A 22,222-nucleotide genomic window follows, 5' to 3' on the forward strand; every position below is an offset into this window, starting at 1 on the left:
ATAGGAAAAAACAGACTAAAAGGCGTCTACTTTTTCCATAAAACTATACCCCTACTTTACTTCACAAATTTTTTTATTTTCATCACAGACTATTTTGTATTCTTTATCTGCAATAATTGTCTTTAAAGTAACTTTTCCTCTCCACAAATTAGCTACATACTTTAAAGTTTCTTCAGCATACTGCATGTTTAGTTCTCTTCCATCATAGATTTGTTCAAGTACTAAATTATTATCTTTCTTAATCAATTCTACAACTCTTATTATAGGTATTCCATTCATTCCGCATCCATTGCATATAGAATTTCTTATATTTTTCCACCCTTCTTCATCTGCCACGTTATCTATTATATACTCTCCCCTCTTTTTGGAAAACTCAAATAAATTCAGTTCTTCACACAATTCACGAGTGAGATATTTTCTTATAAAAGATTCATCTCTTTCAACCGCTCTAACCTCAAAAATTTTATCTCTCCCATATCTCTTTTCTATATCCTTTAATATTTTAAAACCGAGATAATATGGATTTAGAGATCCCATACTTGGAGCTAATACATCATTATGCCTCTTTAAAAACTCTAAGTGAAGTCCACTTTCAAGATTAAGCTCATTAAGTATTGTATAGTGCCAAAAACTTGCCCAACCCTCGTTCATTATTTTACTTTCAATTTGAGGTATAAAATATGCTGTTTCTCTTCTTACAATATCTATAACATTCTTTTTCCAATCCTCAAGTCCACCATACTTTTCTATAAAATATAAAATATCTTCCTCTGGTTCTAAGGGTATTTTACTAAGATCTGGTTCCTTAGGTTTTTCATAAGGTTCAATTATACTTTTGGGTCTGTAGCTAGAATTAAACTCCTCTATTATTTTGTTTCTTATTTCCTCACTTGAAAGCCTTTTTTCTCCTATTACCCTCTTTGTTTGATACCTAATTGCATGAGCAGCATCAAGAATGTTTTCAACTTTTTCATTTCCTATGGCAGGATTATCTATATACCTTCTTATTGTATCTGCATCATTCTTAAACATGTTTACAGTTTCATTTGCATCAGTACCCTCTTTGAAAAGTCTGTTATTCTTAAAAAAATCATTATGACCATAAACATGTGCCATTGTTAAAATTTGAAGTAAGAGAGTATTATCTTTCATCAAATATGCTATACAAGGATTAGAATTTATAACCATCTCATATGGAAGTCCAACAAGATCATATCCATATAAAGTTTTTTGCTTTTCATATGCCTTTCCATAGCTCCAATGAGGATACCTGGAAGGCATTCCTGTATATGCTTCTGCCTCAAGCATTTCATTGTAGCTTATAATTTCAAATTCCTGCTCGTAGTAATTAAGTCCCACTTCATTGACCTTTGCTTCAATTTTTTCATTCCAATTTTCAAGTTCTTTTAATGTATAATCCCCCATATCTATCACTCCTTTAATTCCTTTATGAGCATTTTTTTAAGCACTGGCCATAAGTCTTCTTTATTTCTTATGGTCGAAGATATGAAGTTTTTATCATCTACATGATTATCAAATTTATATTTCATCGTTCCTGAATAAGAATATGGTAAAATCTCAGCATAACCAATCATATTGGCTATAGTACAGAACTTCTGCATTGATTTTATTGCCCTATCATCATCTTCAGTAAAATTATCGCCATCACTTACATAAAAACCATAAATATTCCAGGCTGCTGGATTAAATCTTTCTTTAATAATATCCATTGCCATATTTAATCCACTTGAAATATAGGTACCTCCCGATTCTACCTTGTGAAAAAACTCTGTTTCCGTAACCTCACGTCCTACTGTAGAATGTGATACAAAAGCTATTTCAACATTAACATACTTCATTCTTATAAACCTTGATAATATAAAAAAGAAAGAACGGGCAAGATATTTTTTAGTACTATCCATAGAACCAGAACAATCCATTATGCAGAGAATAGCTGCATTACATTCTTTTTTAGGTTTCTCTTTTATTCTGTGGTATCTTAAATCTTCTTCATTAAAAGGCAATCTTTCTACTATACCTTCTTTTCCTGCTTCCTTTATAGCCCTTTTTCTAGCCTGCTCTCTCTTTATTTTCTCTATAACAGTTCTTTTCTTAGCGAGCCTTGGTCTAATACCATATTTTTGATATCCTGCTTTTTTCTTTGAACTATCATTAACTATCTCAGAATACTTTTTCTTGTCTAAATTAGGTAAATTAAGATCCTCAAGAAGATAGCTAAAAACTTCTTCAATTGTCACTTCTGTCTCATAAACATCTTCCCCTTCACTATTTCCTGCTCCCTTTCCTTTACCTTTAGACGAACTTCCCATCTGCTCTTTCCCTATAACAGTTCCTTTTTTTTCATTACCATTTCCACTTCCAACGTAAGAACTATTGTTGCCATAAACAAATTTGTATTCCTTAAGTCCCCTTATTGGTATTTTAATTTTTTTATTATGACTTTCCCCAATTATGCTCTCTTCTGAAACTATATCCGCAAGATTATCTTTAATTGCTTTTTCAACTAACTCCTTATGCCTTCTTCTGTCTCCTATAGTTCTATCGTGTTCTGTAGGATTGATACTGTAATCTCTAAAAATAGCCATACTATCAATCCTTCCACAAATTGTTAGCAGCGTATTTTAATATAACATCGCAGCAATGATCGCAATAGCCATTCTTCTTCATTTCCTCAACCATAGCATTATACTTTTCGTCCTGCTCTTTATCCCTTACTCTTGATTTTGTTATTATTCTTGACAAATCCTTAACTGAAGAGGTAAGCTTCTTTTCGATGGCTTCTTTTAAGGGCTCATATGCATCATAAGCTATTTTCCCGCCATTTCTTACTACATAAAACATATACGATGTAACATCAGTTCTAAAACCTTTAGATGAGCTTTCAGATATACCTATTTGCTCTTCTATGGATCTCATAAACTTCTCATCTGGATTAAGCTCTTCACCTGTTGAGTTATCCTTAATTCTCGTTTTATTTACAAAGGCCTCTGCATTATCTAAATAATTATTAAATAAAGTTTCTGCTTGCTCTCTATAGCTATGAATAAATGCTTTCGTTATCTCTTTTTCCAAAACTTTATTATATTCTTTTCTTATTACGTTTTGTACAAAGCCTAAATACTTTTTCTTTTCATCATCAGCTATGTCAAGATCCTTAACTGATCTTATAATGTTTTCCATTATGCTCAAAGGATTTATGCAGTCATATTGTGAGCTTGAAAGAGCGTTATCTATAGTTTTCACTATGAATCTTGTAGATATTCCATTCATGCCTTCTGCCATTCCTGCTTCTTCCCTAAGTTCACTTATATCAACCTTCTTAGTAGTTCCATTTTCTACAATATCTTCTCCATTGTATATCTTAAGTTTTGTTGCTAAATCAACCTTTGAAGATGGTTTAAGTCTTGAAAGTACTGCAAACATAGCTGCAACACTTAAAGTATGTGGTGCTATATGCGCTGTAAAATTACTCTTCTTAAGAATTTTTTCATATATTTTTTTCTCTTCATTTAATTCCAAGCAATAAGGTACTTCAATCTTTACAATTCTATCTAGTATAGCTTCATTTGTATGGTCTGATTTAAACTTAGTCCATTCTGCCTCGTTAGAATGTGCTATTATAAGTCCATCAAAATATATCATTGCTCCTTTACCTGGTGATGGTATTGATTTCTCTTGAGTTGCTGTTATTATTGTATGCAAATATTCTACATCGTTTTTAAATACTTCTATAAACTCTACGAGTCCTCTGTTACCAACATTAAAAGCTCCATTTAATGAGAAAATCCTTGGATCATCCTCTGGGTATAAATCCATTTTAGATATATCTATACTACCAGTTAAAATTGATGTATCCTGATTATTAGGATCAACAGGTGGTACTACTCCAATTCCCTTTCTTGACCTTATAGAAAAGCCATTACTAACTATAGGGAATTTCTCATACTCACCATTGTATTCATGCATAAGTCTATATCTACAAACAGGGCATAAATCTCCTTCAATTTCAACTCCAAGCAAATCTTGAAACTCTTCTCTTAAATGTTTAGGAATAAGATGCAGTGGTTCTTCTCTCATAGGGCAACCTTTTAATGAATAAACTGGTTTTGCTTCCTCAAGTGCTCTTTTTATTGATTCAACTAAAGAAGATTTTCCTGCTCCTACAGGTCCTACAAGATAAAGTACCTGTCTTGCTTCCTCACCTTTCATTGATGCTGCGTTCAAATAATTCATAAGCTTCATTATGACCTTATCTATACCAAAAAAGTCATTCTTAAAAAAGTTGTATCTTTTTATTACTTCATTTCCATAAATTTTCCTTATCCTATGGTTTTCCTCTGGTCTTAAAATTTCAGAGCCTTTATTTTTTATGAGATCATATATTCTTTTGTGAGCTAGTTTAACAACTTCTGGATTCTTCTTAACTATATCAAGATATTCTATAAATGTACCTTCAAATTTCGTTTTTCTTGTGCTAATTCTATCATTCTCTATAATTTCTTTAAAATCCATGAATGCACCTCCAATCATTTTATAACATCCCTTTTGAAAGTAATTAAATTCTATATAAAATTGATATATAAGTTGTGAAAGTTCTAATACATTCTGACTTTTAAACATCTTAGAGTCTAAGCTATTAAGCAGTGATATTTTAGAAGCCATAAAATAAGAACTTTATTACAACATATATATTGGGAATGAAATATCTATAATAAATATATGTATTTATTATTGTAAAATTACTGTATTGACATTTTTTAATTTAACTAATATAATAAAATCAAATTTAATAATAGAATCTTATCAAGAGTGGTGGAGGGACTGGCCCTTTGAAACCCGGCAACCAGTATATTTTATACGCGGTGCCAAATCCTGCAGCAAATGCTGATAGATGAGAATAATCACGAATGTAAGCCCGAGGTTATTTCCAAGGGCTTTTTATTTTATCCTAATTCTAAGGGGGCAAACTCATGAATTTTTCAATACAAAAATTACTAGATAGAAAAATTTTAGTTTTGGATGGAGCTATGGGAACCTGCATTCAAGCTTTAAATTTAAACGAAAATGACTTTAGTGGAAAGGTATCCTGCTCTTGTCATTCAAACCAAAAAGGTAACAATGATATTTTAAATTTAACAAATCCAGACATAATAGAAAACATCCATAAAAGATATCTTGAGGCAGGTGCAGATATAATAGAAACAAACACCTTTAACTCAAATGAAATATCTCAAAAGGATTATAATATGCAGGAGAAGGTATATGAACTAAACTTTAAAGGTGCTTCTCTTGCGAAAAAAGCTTGTCAGCACTATACAAATTTAAATCCTGAAAAGCCTAGATTTGTAGCTGGCTCAATAGGACCAACTAATAGAACTGCTTCTCTATCACCAGATGTTGAAAATCCAGGCTTTAGAAATGTGAGCTTCGATGATTTATTAAATGCTTATAAAAATCAAATAGAAGGCTTAGTCGATGGAGGTGTTGACCTTCTATTAGTTGAAACTGTATTTGACAGCTTAAATGCTAGAGCCGCAATAGTTGCAGCTAAAAAGGTATTTGAAGAGAAAAAAATAAATCTTCCTATTATAATTTCGGGAACTATTGCGGACAAAAGTGGAAGAATACTCTCCGGGCAAACTCTGGATGCCTTTGCTGAAAGTTTAAAGGATGAAAATGTAATTGCCATAGGTCTTAATTGTTCCTTTGGCGCCAAAGAACTTGTACCTTTTATAAAAATACTTTCAGAAACTCAAAATAGATACATATCCTTTCATCCAAATGCAGGTCTTCCAAATTCTCTTGGTGAGTATGAAGAACTACCAGAGGAAACTGCTTCTCTTGTAAAAAGTCTTGCACTTTCTTCTCACCTAAACATAGTTGGAGGTTGCTGTGGTACTACACCAGAACATATAAAAGCAATAAGTGAAGCCGTGCGCGGCATCCCTCCAAGAAAATTACCCAATTTAAAACCAGAAACAATTTACAGCGGACTTGAAAATGTAAAAATAAATGATAATAGTAACTTTATTAACATTGGAGAAAGAACGAATGTAGCAGGCTCAAGAAAATTTGCAAGACTCATACGTGAAAAAAATTATGAAGAAGCTCTAACTATTGCAAGACATCAAGTTGAAAATGGTGCCCAAATTATAGATATCAACTTTGATGATGCACTTTTAGATGCCCCTTCTGAAATGGAAACTTTTTTAAGACTTATTGCCAGTGAACCAGAAATTTCAAAGGTTCCAGTGATGATAGATTCCTCCAATTTTGAAGTACTTAAGGTTGGTTTAGAATCCATACAAGGAAAAGCTATAGTAAACTCCATAAGTCTTAAGGTTGGAGAAGAAAAATTCATTGAAGAAGCAAAATTCATAAAAAACTTTGGAGCTGGCGTAGTTGTAATGGCATTTGATGAAAAAGGTCAGGCGGATACCTATGAAAGAAAAATTGAAATCTGTAAAAGAGTTTATGAAATTCTCACAGAAAAAGTTAAATTTCCAGCTGAAAATATAATATTTGATCCAAATATATTAGCTATAGCAACAGGAATTGAAGAACACGACAATTATGCAGTTAACTATATAAAAGCAGTTAAATGGATAAAAGCAAATCTTCCCTATGCTAAAGTTAGTGGAGGCGTTAGTAATCTTTCCTTCTCCTTTAGGGGTAACGACATTATAAGAAAAGCTATGCATTCTGTTTTTCTTTATCATGCAATAGACGCGGGAATGGACATGGGGATTGTTAACCCTGCAATGATTGATCTATATGACGATATGGATAAAGAACTTCTAGAAAAAGTAGAGGCTGTTGTACTTAATAAATCTAAAGACGCTTCAGATGCACTTTTGGAGGTTGCAGAAAATTATAAAAATCAAACAACTTTAGTTAAAAGCGATGTAGACCAATGGAGAAATAAAGCTCCAAACGAAAGATTGAGTTACGCTATAGTTAAGGGAAATGTTGAATTTATAGAAGAAGACGTGGAATTAACAAGGAAGAATTATTCTAAAGCACTTGAGGTTATAGAGGGTCCTTTAATGGATGGAATGAAAAAAGTAGGAAAACTCTTTGGAGAGGGAAAAATGTTCCTTCCTCAGGTTGTAAAAAGCGCTAGAGTTATGAAAAAGGCTGTTGAATGTCTTCTTCCTTATATAAATGAAGAAAAGTCTCAAAGCGAAAGCAAAAGTGCCGGTAAGGTAATATTTGCAACCGTTAAAGGTGATGTACATGATATAGGAAAAAACATTGTATCTGTAGTACTTTCCTGTAATAACTTTAAAGTTATCGATTTAGGTGTTATGGTTCCTTGTGAAACAATACTAGAAACAGCTAAAAATGAAAAAGCAGACATAATAGCTTTAAGCGGTCTTATAACACCCTCATTAAATGAAATGGCGCATGTAGCAGAGGAAATGAAGAAACTTAATCTAAATATTCCACTTATGGTTGGTGGTGCTGCTACCTCAAAAACCCATACAGCTTTAAAATTAGAACCAAAATATCCTTTTGTAGTTTATAGCAGTGATGCTTCTGATGCCGTAACTGTAGCAAAAAACTTGATGAGCAAAAACAGACCCGGATATTTAAAAGATTTAAAAGAAGAATATGCCAAAATACGAGAAACTTTTTCTATAAATAAAGCAGAGCTTACTTCCATTGAAAATGCTAGAAAAAATAGATTTTCTATTAACTGGACTAAAGCTGAAATAGCCGTACCTAAATTCCTAGGCACAAAAAAATTAGATTCTGTTCCATTAAAAACTTTAAGAGAATATATAGATTGGACTTTCTTCTTCACTTCCTGGGATATGAAAATGACTTATCCCGAAATACTTAAAGACAAAAAATACAGTGATGAAGCTAACAAACTTTTTAAAGATGCCAATAAAATGCTAGATAGATTGGAAAAGGAGAATATTATAACCTGCAATGGTGTTTTTGGTATATTCCCTGCAAATTCCGTTAATGACGATATAGAAGTTTACTCTGATAGTAAAACCATAACCTTTAACACTCTTCGTCAGCAGCAAATACTAAAAAATAAAGATTATAAAGCTCTTTCTGACTACATTGCCCCAAAAGCTAGTGGTATTAAAGACTATATAGGCGGCTTTATTGTAACAGCTTCAATAGGTGCAGTAGAATATTCTAACAAACTAAAAAAACAAGGCGACGAATATGGTGCTACTATGGTTAAGCTACTATGTGATAGACTTGCAGAAGCATTTTCAGAACTACTTCATCTAAAGGTTAGAAAAGAACATTGGGGATACTCTCCTAATGAAAACTTATCCTTAAAAGAATTACTTAAAGGGGGTTATAGAGGCATAAAACCTGCTATTGGCTACCCTGCTATTCCAGATCATTCGGAAAAAATAAAATTATTTGATTTACTTTTATCTAATGATTCTATCGGTGTAAGCTTAACTGAAAGCTATATGATGACACCTCCCTCAAGTGTATGTGGATTGTATTTTGCAAACAAAGAGGCAAAGTACTTTAATATAAACAAAATAGGTAAAGATCAATTAGAAGACTACACTTTGAGAAGCAATAAAGATATAAAAGAAACAAGAAAATTACTGGATACACTTTTATAAAAGAGATTTTCAATATTAATTAAAAATAGGATGCCCAAAATCATTTGAGCACCCTATTTTCATTTTAAACTTGCCTTAAATAACTTTGTTTCCCCTGCTTTCACCTCTTTAATATTTTCCCACTCAAAATTAAAGATATCTTCTTCACTATTTGTGATTACCATTGGTATTACTGTACTGCTTGCATTTTTTTCAATAAACTTCAAGTCAATATTGACAATATTTTGTCCCCTTACAACTTTATCTCCTAATCCTATGAGAACCTCAATGCCCTGTCCATTAAGTGCTACCGTCTCTAATCCAATATGAATAAGTATTTCTTGCCCAAGAGTTGTTTTTAATGCTAAAGCATGTTTTGTTGGAGAAATTAAAATAATCTCTCCATCTGCTGGTGCAACAATTCTTCCATCTGTAGGTAATATTGCAATTCCTTCTCCCATGGATTTTTCACTAAAAACAGGATCAGGAACATCTTCAATTTTTAAAAGCTCACCTGATGCATAGGCAAATATAGCTTCAACCTTATTACTATTTCTTGAAAATAATTTTCCAAACATATATCTCTCTCCTTAAAATATTCTTGATTACAGCTCCTTACTACAATCAAGAATATTTATTTATTACTATAGGTTGTCTAAAATTTATTGAAGTTCATTCCAGTAGCCTTTATTAGCTTCAATTAAATCTTGTAATAATTCCTTAGCAACATCGGTATTTACAACTGTACGATTTAAAACAAGTGCTTGTAATGCCTTTTGGTAACTTCCTTCTAAACATGCATCTACCGCTAACTTTTCATATGCATACTGATTTTCCATAAGTCCTTTATAAAAAGTTGGTATACTTCCCACAGCTAAAGGCTCAACTCCATTGCTTCCAACTCGACATGGAACTTCTACCATCATACCTTGAGAAACATTATTAATAGCTCCCTTATTTTCTGTAATTGTCAAGAAAATTTCATTTGTATTATTTGCAATTGCTGTTGCTAAATCTACTATATACTCAGCATGACATCCCACATCACTAGTAAGCTCATACTCAGTGCCGTGAATTTTTCCTAAGGATATAATCTTATGCATCCTTTCATAAGTTTCTTTTTCGTTTCCATCCATTACTTCATTAGCTCTTGTATATTCTGGATTTTCCTTATCCTTCATCTTCCTAGGATATAAATAATATTGTAAATATGTGTTTGGTAAATATTCATCATAATCTTTTATCATTTGGCTCATAAATTCAAAGGTGGATTTCCAAGATTTTTCTTGAAAAAGAGGCTCTGTTTGAACATCTACTGGTGTTTTCAAAATTTCTCTTAATTTAGGCAAATAATCTTCCCCTGTTTTTTTATCTAAAATGTGCGTAAACCACCCAAAATGATTTAATCCAAAATATTTTGGTTCCAAGTCTCTTCTTTTTAAACCAAGCACAGCAGCATAAATATCCATAATTGCAATTGGCATATCGCAAATATTAATTATACGATAATCACTTGGAAATACTCTTTTAGTTGCCTCTGCAACAATTGCAGCAGGATTAGAATAATTTAAAATCCAGCACTTAGAAGAGTACTTTCTAATACTTTTTATCAAATCAATAACCGCAGGAACACTTCTAAGTCCATATGCAAATCCTCCAGCTCCACATGTCTCCTGACCAAGGCATCCATACTTCAATGAAATTTTTTCATCCTTTTCACGCATCTTTAATCTTCCTGCACGAATTTGCATAAGAGCAAAATCTATATCTTCAAATGCTTCTTTTTCATCTGTTGTCCATATTACTTCTTCCAATTCAGGATAGTATTCTTTAAACAATATTTTTGCATATTCCCCTACTATCTCTTGACGCTCACTCTCATTATCATATAAAACAATTTTTCTCAATGGGAATCTTTCTTTTTGGTTACATAACATTGCAAGCATATCTGGTGTGTAACGGCTTCCCCCACCAACAATACAAATTGAATACTTTTTCATTTTAAATTACCCCTTTCTTTTTATCTAATAATTTAATAAGATTTTCCTTTGAATTTTCTACTGTCATTCCTATGATGATTTGTACATTATTACCTTTAACAACAATGCCCTTTTGCTGAGCTTTTCCTATTATATCTTTATTTACTTTGCTAACATCCTTTACATCAATTCTTAAACGTGTAAAACAGTTATTAACCTCTACTATGTTTTCAGCTCCGCCTAATCCTTCAATAATTAATTCAGAGTCTTCATCTCTACTATCACTTTTAGAAACGTTATCATTTACTTGTTTATTTAAAGAATTGTTAACTGAATCTTCTCTACCAGGTGTCTTAATATTAAATTTCTTAATTAGGAAAACAAATACGAAATACCATACTGCAGTCATTATGATACCAACTGCGAAGAAAATATATATTTTGGAAATTTTTGGGCTTATTACAGAATTACAAACCACTGTATCTAAAAGACCATAAATCGAATACGTTCTTGAACCCAAAATCCACAATAACATTTCTGAAAAGCCAGTAATTACGCCATGTACTAACCATAGTAGTGGAGATATGAAAAGATATGCGAAATCAAGAGGTTCTGTAATTCCTGCTACAACTGCAACGAAAAGCGATGGTATAAGTAAGCCTTTTACAGCTTTCTTATTTTCAGGTTTTGCAGTCCTTATCATAGCAAGAACAATACCTATACTTCCAAAAATCTTTGCAAATCCAAAGGTTGCAAATCTTATAGATGGATCAATTGCTGTAAGCTTAGCACTATTACTCATTTCAGAATAAAAAATGTTAACAGCTCCTTGTATAGACTTTCCATCAACATTCAAGGTTCCACCGATTCCTGTAAAACAAAATGGCATCCATAATAAATGATGTAATCCTGTTGGAATTAAAAATCTGTTGCCAAATGAATATACAAATACACCTAAAGCACCTGCACCTTTCATAAATCCTGATAAGCCATTAATACCGTAATTGATAACTGGCCATACGTAACTGAGCACAATTGCCAATATCAAAGTAATAGGTATCATAACTATAAATACAAATCTTGATCCTCCATAAATTCTGAACATATCGCCAAATTGTATATCTGAAAATTTGTTAAACACATATCCAGTAATACATCCTAATATTATTCCTAAGAACACATTCATATCTATTACTTGAAATCCTAATACAGTATTTTGACCAGTTCCAAATAATCCCATAGCACCTGACTTAGCCAGCATATTTTGAGATGTAAGCCAAGCATTATTAGCAGCTAAGAATATAATGTAAACGATTAATCCAATGATAGCCGCATCCACTTTTTTCTTTTTAGCAAATGCTGTGGTAAGTCCAACGCAAAAGATAATAGAAAGATTATTAAGCATAGCATCCATCATCTTCTTTAGCAGCATACCTATAAAAACTATAAATGATGGCATAAAACTAAGCTGCATAATAACAGCTATTGCAAGACCAATTCCCATAACTGTTAAAAACATAACTGGTTGTACTGCAGCCTGTGAAAATTTTTGACTTAATGACAATAATTTTTCTTTCATGAGATAATGCCTCCTTCTTTTATTTGTTTATAATATACCCCAGTTTGTTTTGCCTATCAATACAGTTTTCATAGTTGTGAAAATGTTTACCTAAAGTAAAAAAGTTTACTGCAATATAAGCGCAAAACAGACCAGCAATTTCCATTACTGGTCTGTTATATGTCATTAATCTTTTTCTCTGTTCAAGTATTTCTTAGAATATTCAACCAACACTAATTCTAATAAGATTATTAAATTAGCAGTAAAAAAATTAGGTAAGTAATGCTCCACATCAGACTTGATACCTCCAACTTCAACCGTTACATATGAAAGTTTTGCAAGCGGAGACTCTTTGTTAGAAGTAAAGGCTATAACCTTAAAATTATTACTAATGGCTTCATTAACTTTTTCAATAATTTCAGCCCTATATCCTGAATAAGAAAAGAAAAAATAAAGTCCAGACTTACTATTTCTAAATGCTTCATAGTGATAACTACTAGCTGCATCAAATCCAAATATCAACAACTTTTGCAAGTAATATTCCTTTGCACTATCACAAAGACCTAATGAATCCAAATAAATTTTTTTATCTTTAAATTCTCTTAGTACCTCTACAAGCATATCAATATTCTCTTTTAAATGATCATTTACACCTATAATACCACTAGTGTTAGAAAAATCTAACTTTTGTGCATTATTAGCGGTTGAAAGAATAGTGTAGTACATTTCACTATATCCACTATACCCAAGCTTCTTAGATAGTTTAATAATTGCTGACTTTGAAACAAAACATTCCTTTGCTATTATATCTATACCAACTTTTTCATTTTTATTAATATAATTTTGTATTTTATTTAACATTACTTTCTCAAGTTCTGTTAATATAGCATTATTCCCCAACTATAAACACCTTCTGTTCATAAAATGCATTTTCTTTTTAGTATATCATTACATACATAATTAAATCTATATAATTAATTTTAAAAAACTGAATTCAGTTAGTTTTATTTGTAACAGAACAAATCATGATTGTAAATATATTTAATTACATTTTTTCACTTTTATACTAATCGATTAAATTTTATTAATTAAGGTGTTTTTTTAAATTATTCTTTTATATTATAGAGTATTGACAATTATTTTTCTTACCTTTAACATTATAAATATAGCGGTAGTCAACGTATTTTAAAAAATAGTAAAAAATTTCTTTTAAAATACAAAAGGATAGTCAGTAATAATATTAGCTTTATTCAAAATTATTGTTAAAAGCTTTTGTAAAGGAGGGAAACTTTATACTACATTCCAAAATAAAAGGAGGGAAAGATATTTTTATATATCGAATAATAATGAAAAATAGATTTAAGAAAATCACGTCCATTATTTTAGGGTTATCTTTAACTCTAGTAGGTCAATTTGGAGTAATTTCATTTAACACCCCTGTTACAGCTTCTGCTGCTGCACTAAACACTTCGAGGGTTTCAGTACACGATCCGTCAATAGTACAAGCTAACGGAAAATATTATCTCTTTGGCTCACATAGAGCAGATGCAGTTTCTTCTGATTTAACTTCTTGGAGTTACTTCCAAACAAACATAAATAATGACTATGCAAATATTTTTTCTGTAGGTGGCAAATGGGCCGCTCACGGTAGCAAATCCTATGATATAACGGGAAATCTATGGGCACCTGATGTTATATATAATAAGCAAATGAAGAAATGGTGCATGTATATGAGTGTTAACGGTAACAATTTTTATTCTTCTATAGCTCTTGCAACCTCTGATAGTATAACTGGACCATACAAATACGCTGGAACAATTGTATATTCGGGCTTTACCAACTCTTCCGAAGCTAGCCAAACTGATTATGCAAAGGTTACTGGTACAAACAATGTAGACAAAAGATACTTATCAAATAATTCTTGGAATTCAGCTTATGGTACTAACGCTATTGATCCTTGCATAAAATACGATAAATCAGGTAACCTGTGGCTTTCTTACGGTTCATGGTTTGGTGGACTTTTTATATTAAAGCTAGATAATTCTACAGGTTTAAGGGATTATTCATATAAATATTCAACTAAAACCAATGCTTCTGATCAATATCTTGGCACAAAAATATCTGGTGGCTATGGAACCTCAGGTGAAGGTTCATATATTGAATACGACAAAGCCTCAGACTACTATTACCTGTATGAATCTTACTGTGGCCTTGATGCTACTGATAATTTCAGCGGATATCAAATCCGTATGTTTAGATCAAAAAATATAACTGGACCTTATACGGATTCACGAGGAAATTCAGCAATATGCACCAGTGCTAATGATGATAAATCAACTAAAGGTATAAAACTGTTCGGTAACTACTATTTTTCTTCTCTTGCAGGTGTAAATAGCTCTGAATTAAGCTCAAAAGGCTATATGTCAGGGGGGCATAATTCTGCACTGATTGATAATAATTCTGGACAAAGATACCTCATTTATCATACAAGATTTAATAATGGTACTGAAAACCATCAAATTAGAGTGCATCAACAATTCTTAAATGAAGATGGCTGGCCTGTAACCGCAGTATATGAATATTTAGGAAGTCAAATTTCTAACTCTGGTTACTCTAATAGTGATATTGTTGGAACTTACGAATTTGTTAACCATGGATTAAACGCAACCACAGCAAAAACTGGTATGCTAAAAACCTCTAAGGTTTCATTAAATGCTAATGGTACTATTTCTGGGGATTATACTGGAACCTGGAGCGAAAAGTCTGGAAGCTACTACTGCACTATGGTAATTGGCAGTGTTACTTACAAAGGAGTATTCTTCAAGCAATACGATGAATCAGCTTCACATAAAAACACTATGACTTTTTCTTTAATAGGTTCAAACGATGAATCAATTTGGGGTTCAAAGGTTTCTGACTCAACAATAAATCCCTCTACTAAACTGGATGGTACTTACTATATTAAAAGCTCTTTAAGCGGAATGTATTTAGATGTGGCTAACGGAGAGACTACCGATGGAACTAATATTAGACAATGGACACCTTTAAATAATAATGCTCAAAAATTTAAGATAGTATCCAATAATGATGGCACTTACAATATATTAACAGGTGCTTCTAACTACAAAAGTTCCCTTGATGTTACAAATAACTCCTCTACTGATGGGACTAATATTGAAGAATGGAATTATTGGGGTGGAGACATGCAGAAATTCAAATTGCAAAATGTTTCTGGCAATAAGTATGCTATTTTAACTAAAGCCTCAAACTTCAAATCTTGTCTAGATGTTTATAACATGAGTAAAGATTCTGGCGCTAATGTTTGCCAGTGGAACTATTGGGGTGGAGATGGACAACTTTGGGAGCTAATTCCTAATTAAAATATTATATATAAATCAATAAACCTGGAATTAAAATTTCTATAAGAAAACTTTTAATCCCAGGTTTTTAACTACCTATTTTCTTTTACTATACCAATACCTACAAAAATAACAGGAACAAGCATAAACATAATGAACAAAAATGCATTTGTAATTCCATACCTGTCACTAAAAAAACCTATAGTAGGAAAAACAACAATCATACAAATACTATAGCAGATACTTTGAAAGGAAAGTATAGTTGCCCTATTTTTTGATGGTATAAGACCATTAATATAATTACTAAATATAGGATAGGTTATCCCACAACTAAAGGAACATACAAGAAAAAATAAAATTGTAAGTTTTCCTTTAAAGAAAAATAGTCCAAAGAGTGATATTACATACAATAACGGTATTAATATTATAACTCCTTTTACTTTCAATTTTTGTTCTAGTTTATAGGAAACCTTTGAAGCAAAGGCTTGAACCACATTATCCAAAAGGAGAATTACAGCTATTATAACCTTCATGTAATTCATGTCTCCAAAATACTTTTGACTATAATAATATATTGTTGCCGCTATAGTAGCCGTAATTTCAGAAAATAATATTAGATAAAATACTTCCTTCTTCTTAAAGAAAATATGACCGCACTCTTTTATATGCTTGAAAAAACTATTTCTAGTGATTTTCTGTTTTTCCTTTGGTTCCACATAAAATAACGAAACTATAAAGGATAAAGCTTGAACTAGTAAAGATAAAATATATGCATACACAAATCTAATATCCGATAAAATTCCACCAACAAATACCGCAAGTCCATTTCCTATTTCCATCATTACCGCTATTTTTCCTGCAGTTTTATTATACTCTTCCTCTTTATTAAGCTTTTTTAAAGTATCATAAATAAGAGCTTCTTCTGCTCCTGAATTCAAATTATGGCCTAAAGCTGAAAATACAAAAGCTAGAGAAAACATAAAAAATCCATTTCCAAATATCATAATAATGCCAGAAATCAAGGACATTATTCTTCCAACTACAACACTTGTCTTTCTTCCAAGAAAATCTGCAACTATACCTGTAGGTACTTCTCCTAAAACACTGGACACGTGAAATATAGCTTCAATCACACCTATTTCTGTTAAGCTCAACCCTTTATAGCTCAAATACAGCACCCATATAGCCGATGTCATATCAAAATTCATCATAAGATTATATATATAACTTACTTTTATATTTCTATTTATACTTTTCACAATAACTCCTCCATTGTATGTGTTTTTACTTTTCTCAATGGAGAGTTTATCCAAATTAATATATCACTAATAAAACAAAAAATCCTATGGAATATATACAAACCATAGAATTAAATATCATCTTCTAATTACATAAAAGGCACTATGGAAATATACATATATTAGCAAAATCATTAAAAATGGACAGACTTCTCCTGTTAAAACGTCTGATTCCATTTTTTGTAACTGCACAACAATAATTAGGACTCTTATCGATTTTAACTTTGCTAATTAAATATGCCATACTCCAACCCTCCTTATTACTTTATATGATAATTATACCATACCATTTTACCTTCAATCAACAAAAACACCGAATAATATAGTACTTATCCGATGTTTTAATTTACATTATGTAAAGATAGAATTATTAAATTACCTTATGTATAATAAATTATTTAATTTTCTTGCTTTTTTCTGTAATCTTCCATTTGCTTTAAATAATTTATTTGAGTTTCTGTTTTTCCTGAATATTTAATTTCTTCCACAGCAGCTTCACTATTACCATTACCCGACGAAGCCTGCAATGACTTCTTTATTTCTTCAAACTGTTCACTTGTTAGCTGTATGTAACTTCCACAGTTAGGACAAGTAATACAGTACATTTTTTTATAAGGTATTACAGGTATAAAAAATAAAGTAAACCAGGTTCTAATAATGCATAAATTCCAAACTTCTGTACTGTTACAATAACTACATGTACGTTGAAAAACTTCTCCTATCTTCCTTTTGGTTACTCTACCCCAGCCCCAAATTATCAAGCTATCACTCCTTAATATTTTATCGAATTTAATTATATCATCATGCTATATTTTTTACAATATTTATATAACCGAAAGCTTATTGCTAGGGTTTCCTTTGTTTTCATGGAGGATATTGGATTATTTTACTCCAAATTAAACACTAAACATATAAGCATTACTAATTCAAGAATCGAACACATTTGAGCACAAAGATAAGTTCTATAAAAATCATCAAACTTTCGTTTTTCAAGTAAATATATAGAAAATATCATTAATGAACCCATGATTCCCATAATCAAACCAAATATGCTTTCATTTTCAATAGAAAACCAAATACCATTTTCCATTCCATATTTTATAAAATAGTAAGCAAAAATAGGAATAGCAATTATATTTGTTGGTATGAATAGTTTCAATTTAATAAATGGTGAAATAAATGCTAAAAAGAATGCCGCGCCCATTATAGCAATGAACAATAAAATATCTTTAAAAGGAAACCCTACAACCTTTCCTTCTTTTTTATTATTACTTCCCACAACAATTTTTTCACAATAAATCGCTTTATGCGTGTGGGTTAGATATCCTATTTTGCAAAAATCATATTGACTTACACCACATGAAAAGAAAAATTCAATCTCTTCTCCTGTAGACAGATAAACATAGTATGTTGGGTCTTTGCTATAATGTTTTATTTCTGCTACTTCCCCAGTGACATAATTTAGTTTTCCAGTTATTAATTGAGGAATATCAAGAAAATTCGGTTTAAGAAAGTAAATTGTTATACTCATAACGATTATGAACCAAATAACCTTCCATGGACTAACCTTACTTATATCCCATCTTTTTCTTTTAGGCAAACTTTGCAAATAATAATATTTATATTTTCCTTTCGTTGCATTTTTTTTAATGCCTAAAAACCAATTAGAACTTAGTGCTATTATAACTCCTATTATTAACCAGAATATAATTCCAATTATAAAAAAACATGTTTGAAATATTCTCATTCTTTTACCACCTTAAAATTCTCAATATCTATTAGGGTTTATTCAATGTATATCTATCTTATTTGATTGAATAATGTTCGTACTATTATACAAGTCCGAACTAATCTTATCATATAATAGAAAACAAAATGAGTAAAAAGTCATATAATACACTTATCATATATAATATTATTTTGATTTTTTATTCAAACTTTAAGAAAATCACATAACATTATATTTAGATTGCAAACTAAAAACACATGAAAATTTATTTCTAAACTAATCCCTCCACCAACTTTAGCTATTGTAGGTGTTGAAAAAAGATAATCAATCGGTTTAGTTAACTTCGCTACTCCCTTTCATATACCTACTCCTGCACCTGAATCTGCTGCTGATCCTACTCCTGTTATTATTTTACCCCCCTATATGAATCTACAAATCTTCCCCATTCTGGATTGTAATATCTACTTTGCAAATAGTATAATCCTGTTTCACTCTTATATCTATATGAATTTATTGGAGTGCTGTATCCTTTAAGCTTCCATCTACAGCTATTAGCTTGCCGAAGCTGTCATAAGTATAACTTACCATCCGTGTATCTTATTTGTCAATTAATTCTATATTATTCTCTTTATACAAAAACAGATTTCCATAATAATTTTTCTCTATTATGAAAATCTGCTTTTATATCTTCTAAATTAATTTATTTTCAAAAAAAATATCCTATTTTAAATTCAAAGAAAATCGTAGCTGCCATTGTCGCAGCTACAAAATATATAACAGCAATAACCACTATTATTTTTTTACTTTTCTTCATCTTATTACTTTTATCTCTTATCATATACATAGCTCTTATAATTGCAACTATAACTAAAACCCATAGCAAGAGTTCCACCAATCTATCACTTACAGCATCATTATTATAATATTTATTACCTAAATATATTATACTTGTTACAAACGCACCAAGAAGAGTTACAACCAAACACGTTTTAATTTTTTTCACATCTCTATCTTCTCTTAATATTTGAACTATTAAGCCTAATATTATTATAAAGGTAATTACAAGACACACCCAAAACTTTCCATCATGTCCTGTTCGCTTTGCCATAAGATATGACATTATGCTTACACCTACTAATGTGCCTTTTCCAACGTTATCTATATCATAAAATTCAACTAACTTCCTAAATATCTTATTTCTCATTACATTAACCCCTTATTTATTAATCAAGACCTTTTTTCAATTTTTCCTCAGCATATCCTATTCCATAAGATACAACCATACTTGCCGCTATTCCAAGTATTCCTTCCGGAAAAAAAACAGTTGCAATTACCCCTGCCGCAATTCCCGCACCATCTATAAGTAACCTCTGATATTTATGCTTATAATTCAAGCCATCATCTACCATCCCAAGTACTGATGCTGCTGCGGAAAGCGGTCCACAGAACTTTGACATTTTTGCTGAAGCATACATAGCTCCTACTCTACCTCTTCATTATTATAAATCCAATTTACCATTTTAGCTTCTTATTTGTCAATTAACTCCATTAAATTTTCTCACTTTATAAAAAAACAGATTTCCATAATATTTTTCTCTATTATGAAAATCCGCTTTAATATCTTCTAAATCAATTTAGTTTCTAAAAACATATGTTATGTCTTTCCAACATAAAATTGTAACTGCTATTGCTAAAACTATAAAATATATAACAGCTATAACCACCATTATCTTTTTACTTTTCTTCATGTTTTTTTGCGTTTTCATCATAAATATAGCCCTTATAATTACAACTATAGCAGCAACCCATATTATAGTTACAAATACTATAGACCCCATAACCTTATCATTCCAATATTTATTCAGAAAATATAGACCACTATTTATAAGTGACATAACTAAAGTTGCTAACACATAGTTCATTATCTTTTTTTTATCTCTATCTTCTCTTAATATCTGAACTATTAAACCTAATATCATTACAAATTCAAGAACAACCGGTAGCCAATCTTTACCTACTGGTGTATGTTTTGCAATAAAATATGCTACTGCACTTAAAGTTAGCATTAGTCCTTTGTCTACTTTATCTATATCATAAAATTTAACTAACTCCCCAAATATTTTATTTTTCATCCCCTATCACCCTCTTATTCTTCTATTAAATCATTATCTCCACCAGCAAACTTTTTTTTGCCCACTCTTCACCTGCTCCTATAATAAAAGAAGCTAACATACATGCCCCTGCTCCAAGTATTCCTTCCGGTAAAAGAACCGTTGCAATTACACCTAACGCTATTCCCACACCATCTATAAGTAACCTCTGAGTTTTATGTTTATAATTCAAACCATCATCTACCATTCCCAGTACTGATGCTGCTGCAGAAAGCGGTCCGCAAAACTTTGACATTTTTACTGAAGCATACATAGCTCCTACTCTACCTCTTCATTATCATGAATCCAATTTACCATTTTAGCTTCTTATTTGTCAATTAACTCCATTAAATTTTCTCACTTTATAAAAAAACAGATTTCCATAATAATTTTTCTCTATTATGAAAATCTGCTTATCATATAGGTTGTAATAAAGTTCTTACATTGTGATTTCTAAAGTGTCACAATTATTTAAAAATATATTACCTAATAATTTATTATGCTTAATTTTATATATGGCATTAAAAACTCCAACTGCCATTAATATAATTGATAAAATTGCTAATACCGTTAAAATTATAGGTTTATATATTACTGAAATTTGAGGATAGTTATCCTGGATTATAACAAATATTATAATTATAGCAATTATTAATGCCAAGAGTGAATCCATAACTATTAATAGTATTCTTTCTTCCCTACTTATTTTATATTTAAAACTCAAAATAAATAAACCTATTATAAGTAACGCTAGTGTTAATACTGTTACTGGAAATGGTATATTTTCTATACCTATACTTTTAATAATTGCCGTAATTATTAACACTATTCCAATTGCTTTACTTCTGCTCATCTTCATAATTTTATTTCCTCAACCTTCTACACACTCAAAATTATAAATCCAACTTACCATTTTAGTTTCTTATTTGTCAATTAACTCCATTGAATTTTCTCACTTTATAAAAAAACAGATTTCCATAATAATTTTTCTCTATTATGAAAATCTGCTTAGGACTTTCTAAAATAACTTATTTTTTAAAAATCTATCATCCTTTGCTCTTAAATAAAATCATGACTACTATTAATATCACTATACAATATATCGAAAAAACTACAAAGAATATTTTTTGACCTTTCTTAAATCTATTGTTTTTGTTCCTCAAAACAATAATTGTGCATATAATAATCACTATCGCTAAAGCACATAAAAATAGTTCAACTAAATATCCAACTATGACAATATTATTGTAATATTTATTCATCAAATATGATATAGAAGTTACAAATATACCAATCAAAGTTCCAAATAAATATGTTTTTATCCTTCTGGCTTCTCTATCTTTTCTCATTATCTGAACTATTAAGCCTAATATCATTGCAAGTGTAATCACACCGCATACCCAAATTTTTGCATCCCTTGCTGTCCTTTTCGCTACTATATACGATATTATAGATATACTCACTAATGTACCTGTTGCCAAACTACCTGCATCATAAATTTCAACTAACTTTCTAAATATTTTATTCCTCATCCTCTATC

General features: G+C 30.8%; 19 protein-coding genes and 1 riboswitch. Of the genes, 2 read left to right on the plus strand and 17 right to left on the minus strand.

Annotation, left to right across the window (positions count from 1 at the left end; genetic code table 11):
* Positions 1-51: 51 nt before the first annotated feature.
* From CLFE_RS18870 to CLFE_RS18880, 3 genes are read right to left on the minus strand one after another with little or no spacing between them, the layout of a single operon-like run.
* A complete protein-coding gene (locus tag CLFE_RS18870) occupies positions 52-1,425 on the minus strand; it encodes a SpoVR family protein (protein ID WP_169850961.1) in 1,374 nt (457 codons plus the stop codon).
* A gap of 5 nt (positions 1,426-1,430) precedes the next feature.
* Positions 1,431-2,606 carry a sporulation protein YhbH gene (yhbH, locus tag CLFE_RS18875; RefSeq protein WP_077893888.1) on the minus strand — a complete coding sequence of 392 codons (1,176 nt, stop codon included), beginning with the start codon at positions 2,604-2,606 and terminating at the stop codon, positions 1,431-1,433.
* A 4-nt stretch (positions 2,607-2,610) separates the two neighbouring features.
* Positions 2,611-4,533, minus strand: coding sequence for a PrkA family serine protein kinase (locus CLFE_RS18880; RefSeq protein WP_077832388.1), 1,923 nt, complete (start codon positions 4,531-4,533; stop codon positions 2,611-2,613).
* Between the two features lie 285 nt (positions 4,534-4,818).
* Positions 4,819-4,919, plus strand: a riboswitch (SAM riboswitch).
* 72 nt (positions 4,920-4,991) lie between these two features.
* Here CLFE_RS18880 and metH point away from each other — a divergent pair.
* On the plus strand, positions 4,992-8,630 hold the full coding sequence (gene metH, locus CLFE_RS18885; protein ID WP_077893889.1) for a methionine synthase: 3,639 nt from the start codon (positions 4,992-4,994) through the stop codon (positions 8,628-8,630).
* A gap of 59 nt (positions 8,631-8,689) precedes the next feature.
* On the opposite strand, the gene CLFE_RS18890 is transcribed toward metH, so the two are convergent.
* The 4 genes from CLFE_RS18890 to CLFE_RS18905 form a co-directional block, all read right to left on the minus strand.
* Positions 8,690-9,187, minus strand: a complete 498-nt coding sequence (locus CLFE_RS18890) for a PTS sugar transporter subunit IIA (RefSeq protein ID WP_077893890.1) — start codon at positions 9,185-9,187, stop codon at positions 8,690-8,692.
* 84 nt (positions 9,188-9,271) lie between these two features.
* Positions 9,272-10,609 (minus strand): 6-phospho-alpha-glucosidase, encoded by a 1,338-nt coding sequence (locus tag CLFE_RS18895; RefSeq protein WP_077893891.1) that lies wholly within the window; start codon positions 10,607-10,609, stop codon positions 9,272-9,274.
* A gap of 1 nt (position 10,610) precedes the next feature.
* Positions 10,611-12,167: a PTS transporter subunit EIIC gene (locus CLFE_RS18900; RefSeq protein WP_077893892.1), complete on the minus strand. Its 1,557-nt coding sequence runs from the start codon at positions 12,165-12,167 to the stop codon at positions 10,611-10,613.
* 165 nt (positions 12,168-12,332) lie between these two features.
* Positions 12,333-13,046 (minus strand): MurR/RpiR family transcriptional regulator, encoded by a 714-nt coding sequence (locus tag CLFE_RS18905; protein ID WP_077893893.1) that lies wholly within the window; start codon positions 13,044-13,046, stop codon positions 12,333-12,335.
* Between the two features lie 446 nt (positions 13,047-13,492).
* Between CLFE_RS18905 and CLFE_RS18910 the strand changes: the two genes are divergently transcribed.
* Positions 13,493-15,526 (plus strand): RICIN domain-containing protein, encoded by a 2,034-nt coding sequence (locus tag CLFE_RS18910; protein WP_077893894.1) that lies wholly within the window; start codon positions 13,493-13,495, stop codon positions 15,524-15,526.
* A 71-nt stretch (positions 15,527-15,597) separates the two neighbouring features.
* Here the strand turns inward: CLFE_RS18910 and CLFE_RS18915 are convergent, their stop codons facing one another.
* The 10 genes from CLFE_RS18915 to CLFE_RS18960 all read right to left on the minus strand — a co-directional run bounded on the left by CLFE_RS18915 (position 15,598) and on the right by CLFE_RS18960 (position 22,214).
* The gene (locus tag CLFE_RS18915; protein ID WP_077893895.1) at positions 15,598-16,764 is read right to left on the minus strand and encodes an MFS transporter; all 1,167 of its coding nucleotides are present in this window, start codon (positions 16,762-16,764) and stop codon (positions 15,598-15,600) included.
* A gap of 142 nt (positions 16,765-16,906) precedes the next feature.
* On the minus strand, positions 16,907-17,047 hold the full coding sequence (locus CLFE_RS18920; RefSeq protein WP_169850962.1) for a hypothetical protein: 141 nt from the start codon (positions 17,045-17,047) through the stop codon (positions 16,907-16,909).
* A 154-nt stretch (positions 17,048-17,201) separates the two neighbouring features.
* A complete protein-coding gene (locus CLFE_RS18925; protein ID WP_077893896.1) occupies positions 17,202-17,564 on the minus strand; it encodes a zinc-ribbon domain-containing protein in 363 nt (120 codons plus the stop codon).
* Positions 17,565-17,689: 125 nt separating this feature from the next.
* Positions 17,690-18,550, minus strand: coding sequence for a cytochrome b family protein (locus CLFE_RS18930; protein ID WP_077893897.1), 861 nt, complete (start codon positions 18,548-18,550; stop codon positions 17,690-17,692).
* A gap of 688 nt (positions 18,551-19,238) precedes the next feature.
* The gene (locus CLFE_RS18935) at positions 19,239-19,736 is read right to left on the minus strand and encodes a hypothetical protein (RefSeq protein WP_077893898.1); all 498 of its coding nucleotides are present in this window, start codon (positions 19,734-19,736) and stop codon (positions 19,239-19,241) included.
* Between the two features lie 19 nt (positions 19,737-19,755).
* A complete protein-coding gene (locus CLFE_RS18940; protein ID WP_077893899.1) occupies positions 19,756-20,007 on the minus strand; it encodes a hypothetical protein in 252 nt (83 codons plus the stop codon).
* A 159-nt stretch (positions 20,008-20,166) separates the two neighbouring features.
* Positions 20,167-20,664 carry a hypothetical protein gene (locus tag CLFE_RS18945; RefSeq protein WP_077893900.1) on the minus strand — a complete coding sequence of 166 codons (498 nt, stop codon included), beginning with the start codon at positions 20,662-20,664 and terminating at the stop codon, positions 20,167-20,169.
* A gap of 25 nt (positions 20,665-20,689) precedes the next feature.
* Entirely contained in the window at positions 20,690-20,956 is a 267-nt protein-coding gene (locus tag CLFE_RS18950) for a hypothetical protein (RefSeq protein ID WP_077893901.1), read from the minus strand.
* A 165-nt stretch (positions 20,957-21,121) separates the two neighbouring features.
* The gene (locus CLFE_RS18955) at positions 21,122-21,541 is read right to left on the minus strand and encodes a hypothetical protein (protein ID WP_077893902.1); all 420 of its coding nucleotides are present in this window, start codon (positions 21,539-21,541) and stop codon (positions 21,122-21,124) included.
* A 187-nt stretch (positions 21,542-21,728) separates the two neighbouring features.
* Positions 21,729-22,214 (minus strand): hypothetical protein, encoded by a 486-nt coding sequence (locus CLFE_RS18960; RefSeq protein ID WP_077893903.1) that lies wholly within the window; start codon positions 22,212-22,214, stop codon positions 21,729-21,731.
* Positions 22,215-22,222: the final 8 nt, after the last annotated feature.

This window comes from Clostridium felsineum DSM 794 (assembly GCF_002006355.2).
Taxonomy (GTDB): domain Bacteria; phylum Bacillota; class Clostridia; order Clostridiales; family Clostridiaceae; genus Clostridium_S; species Clostridium_S felsineum.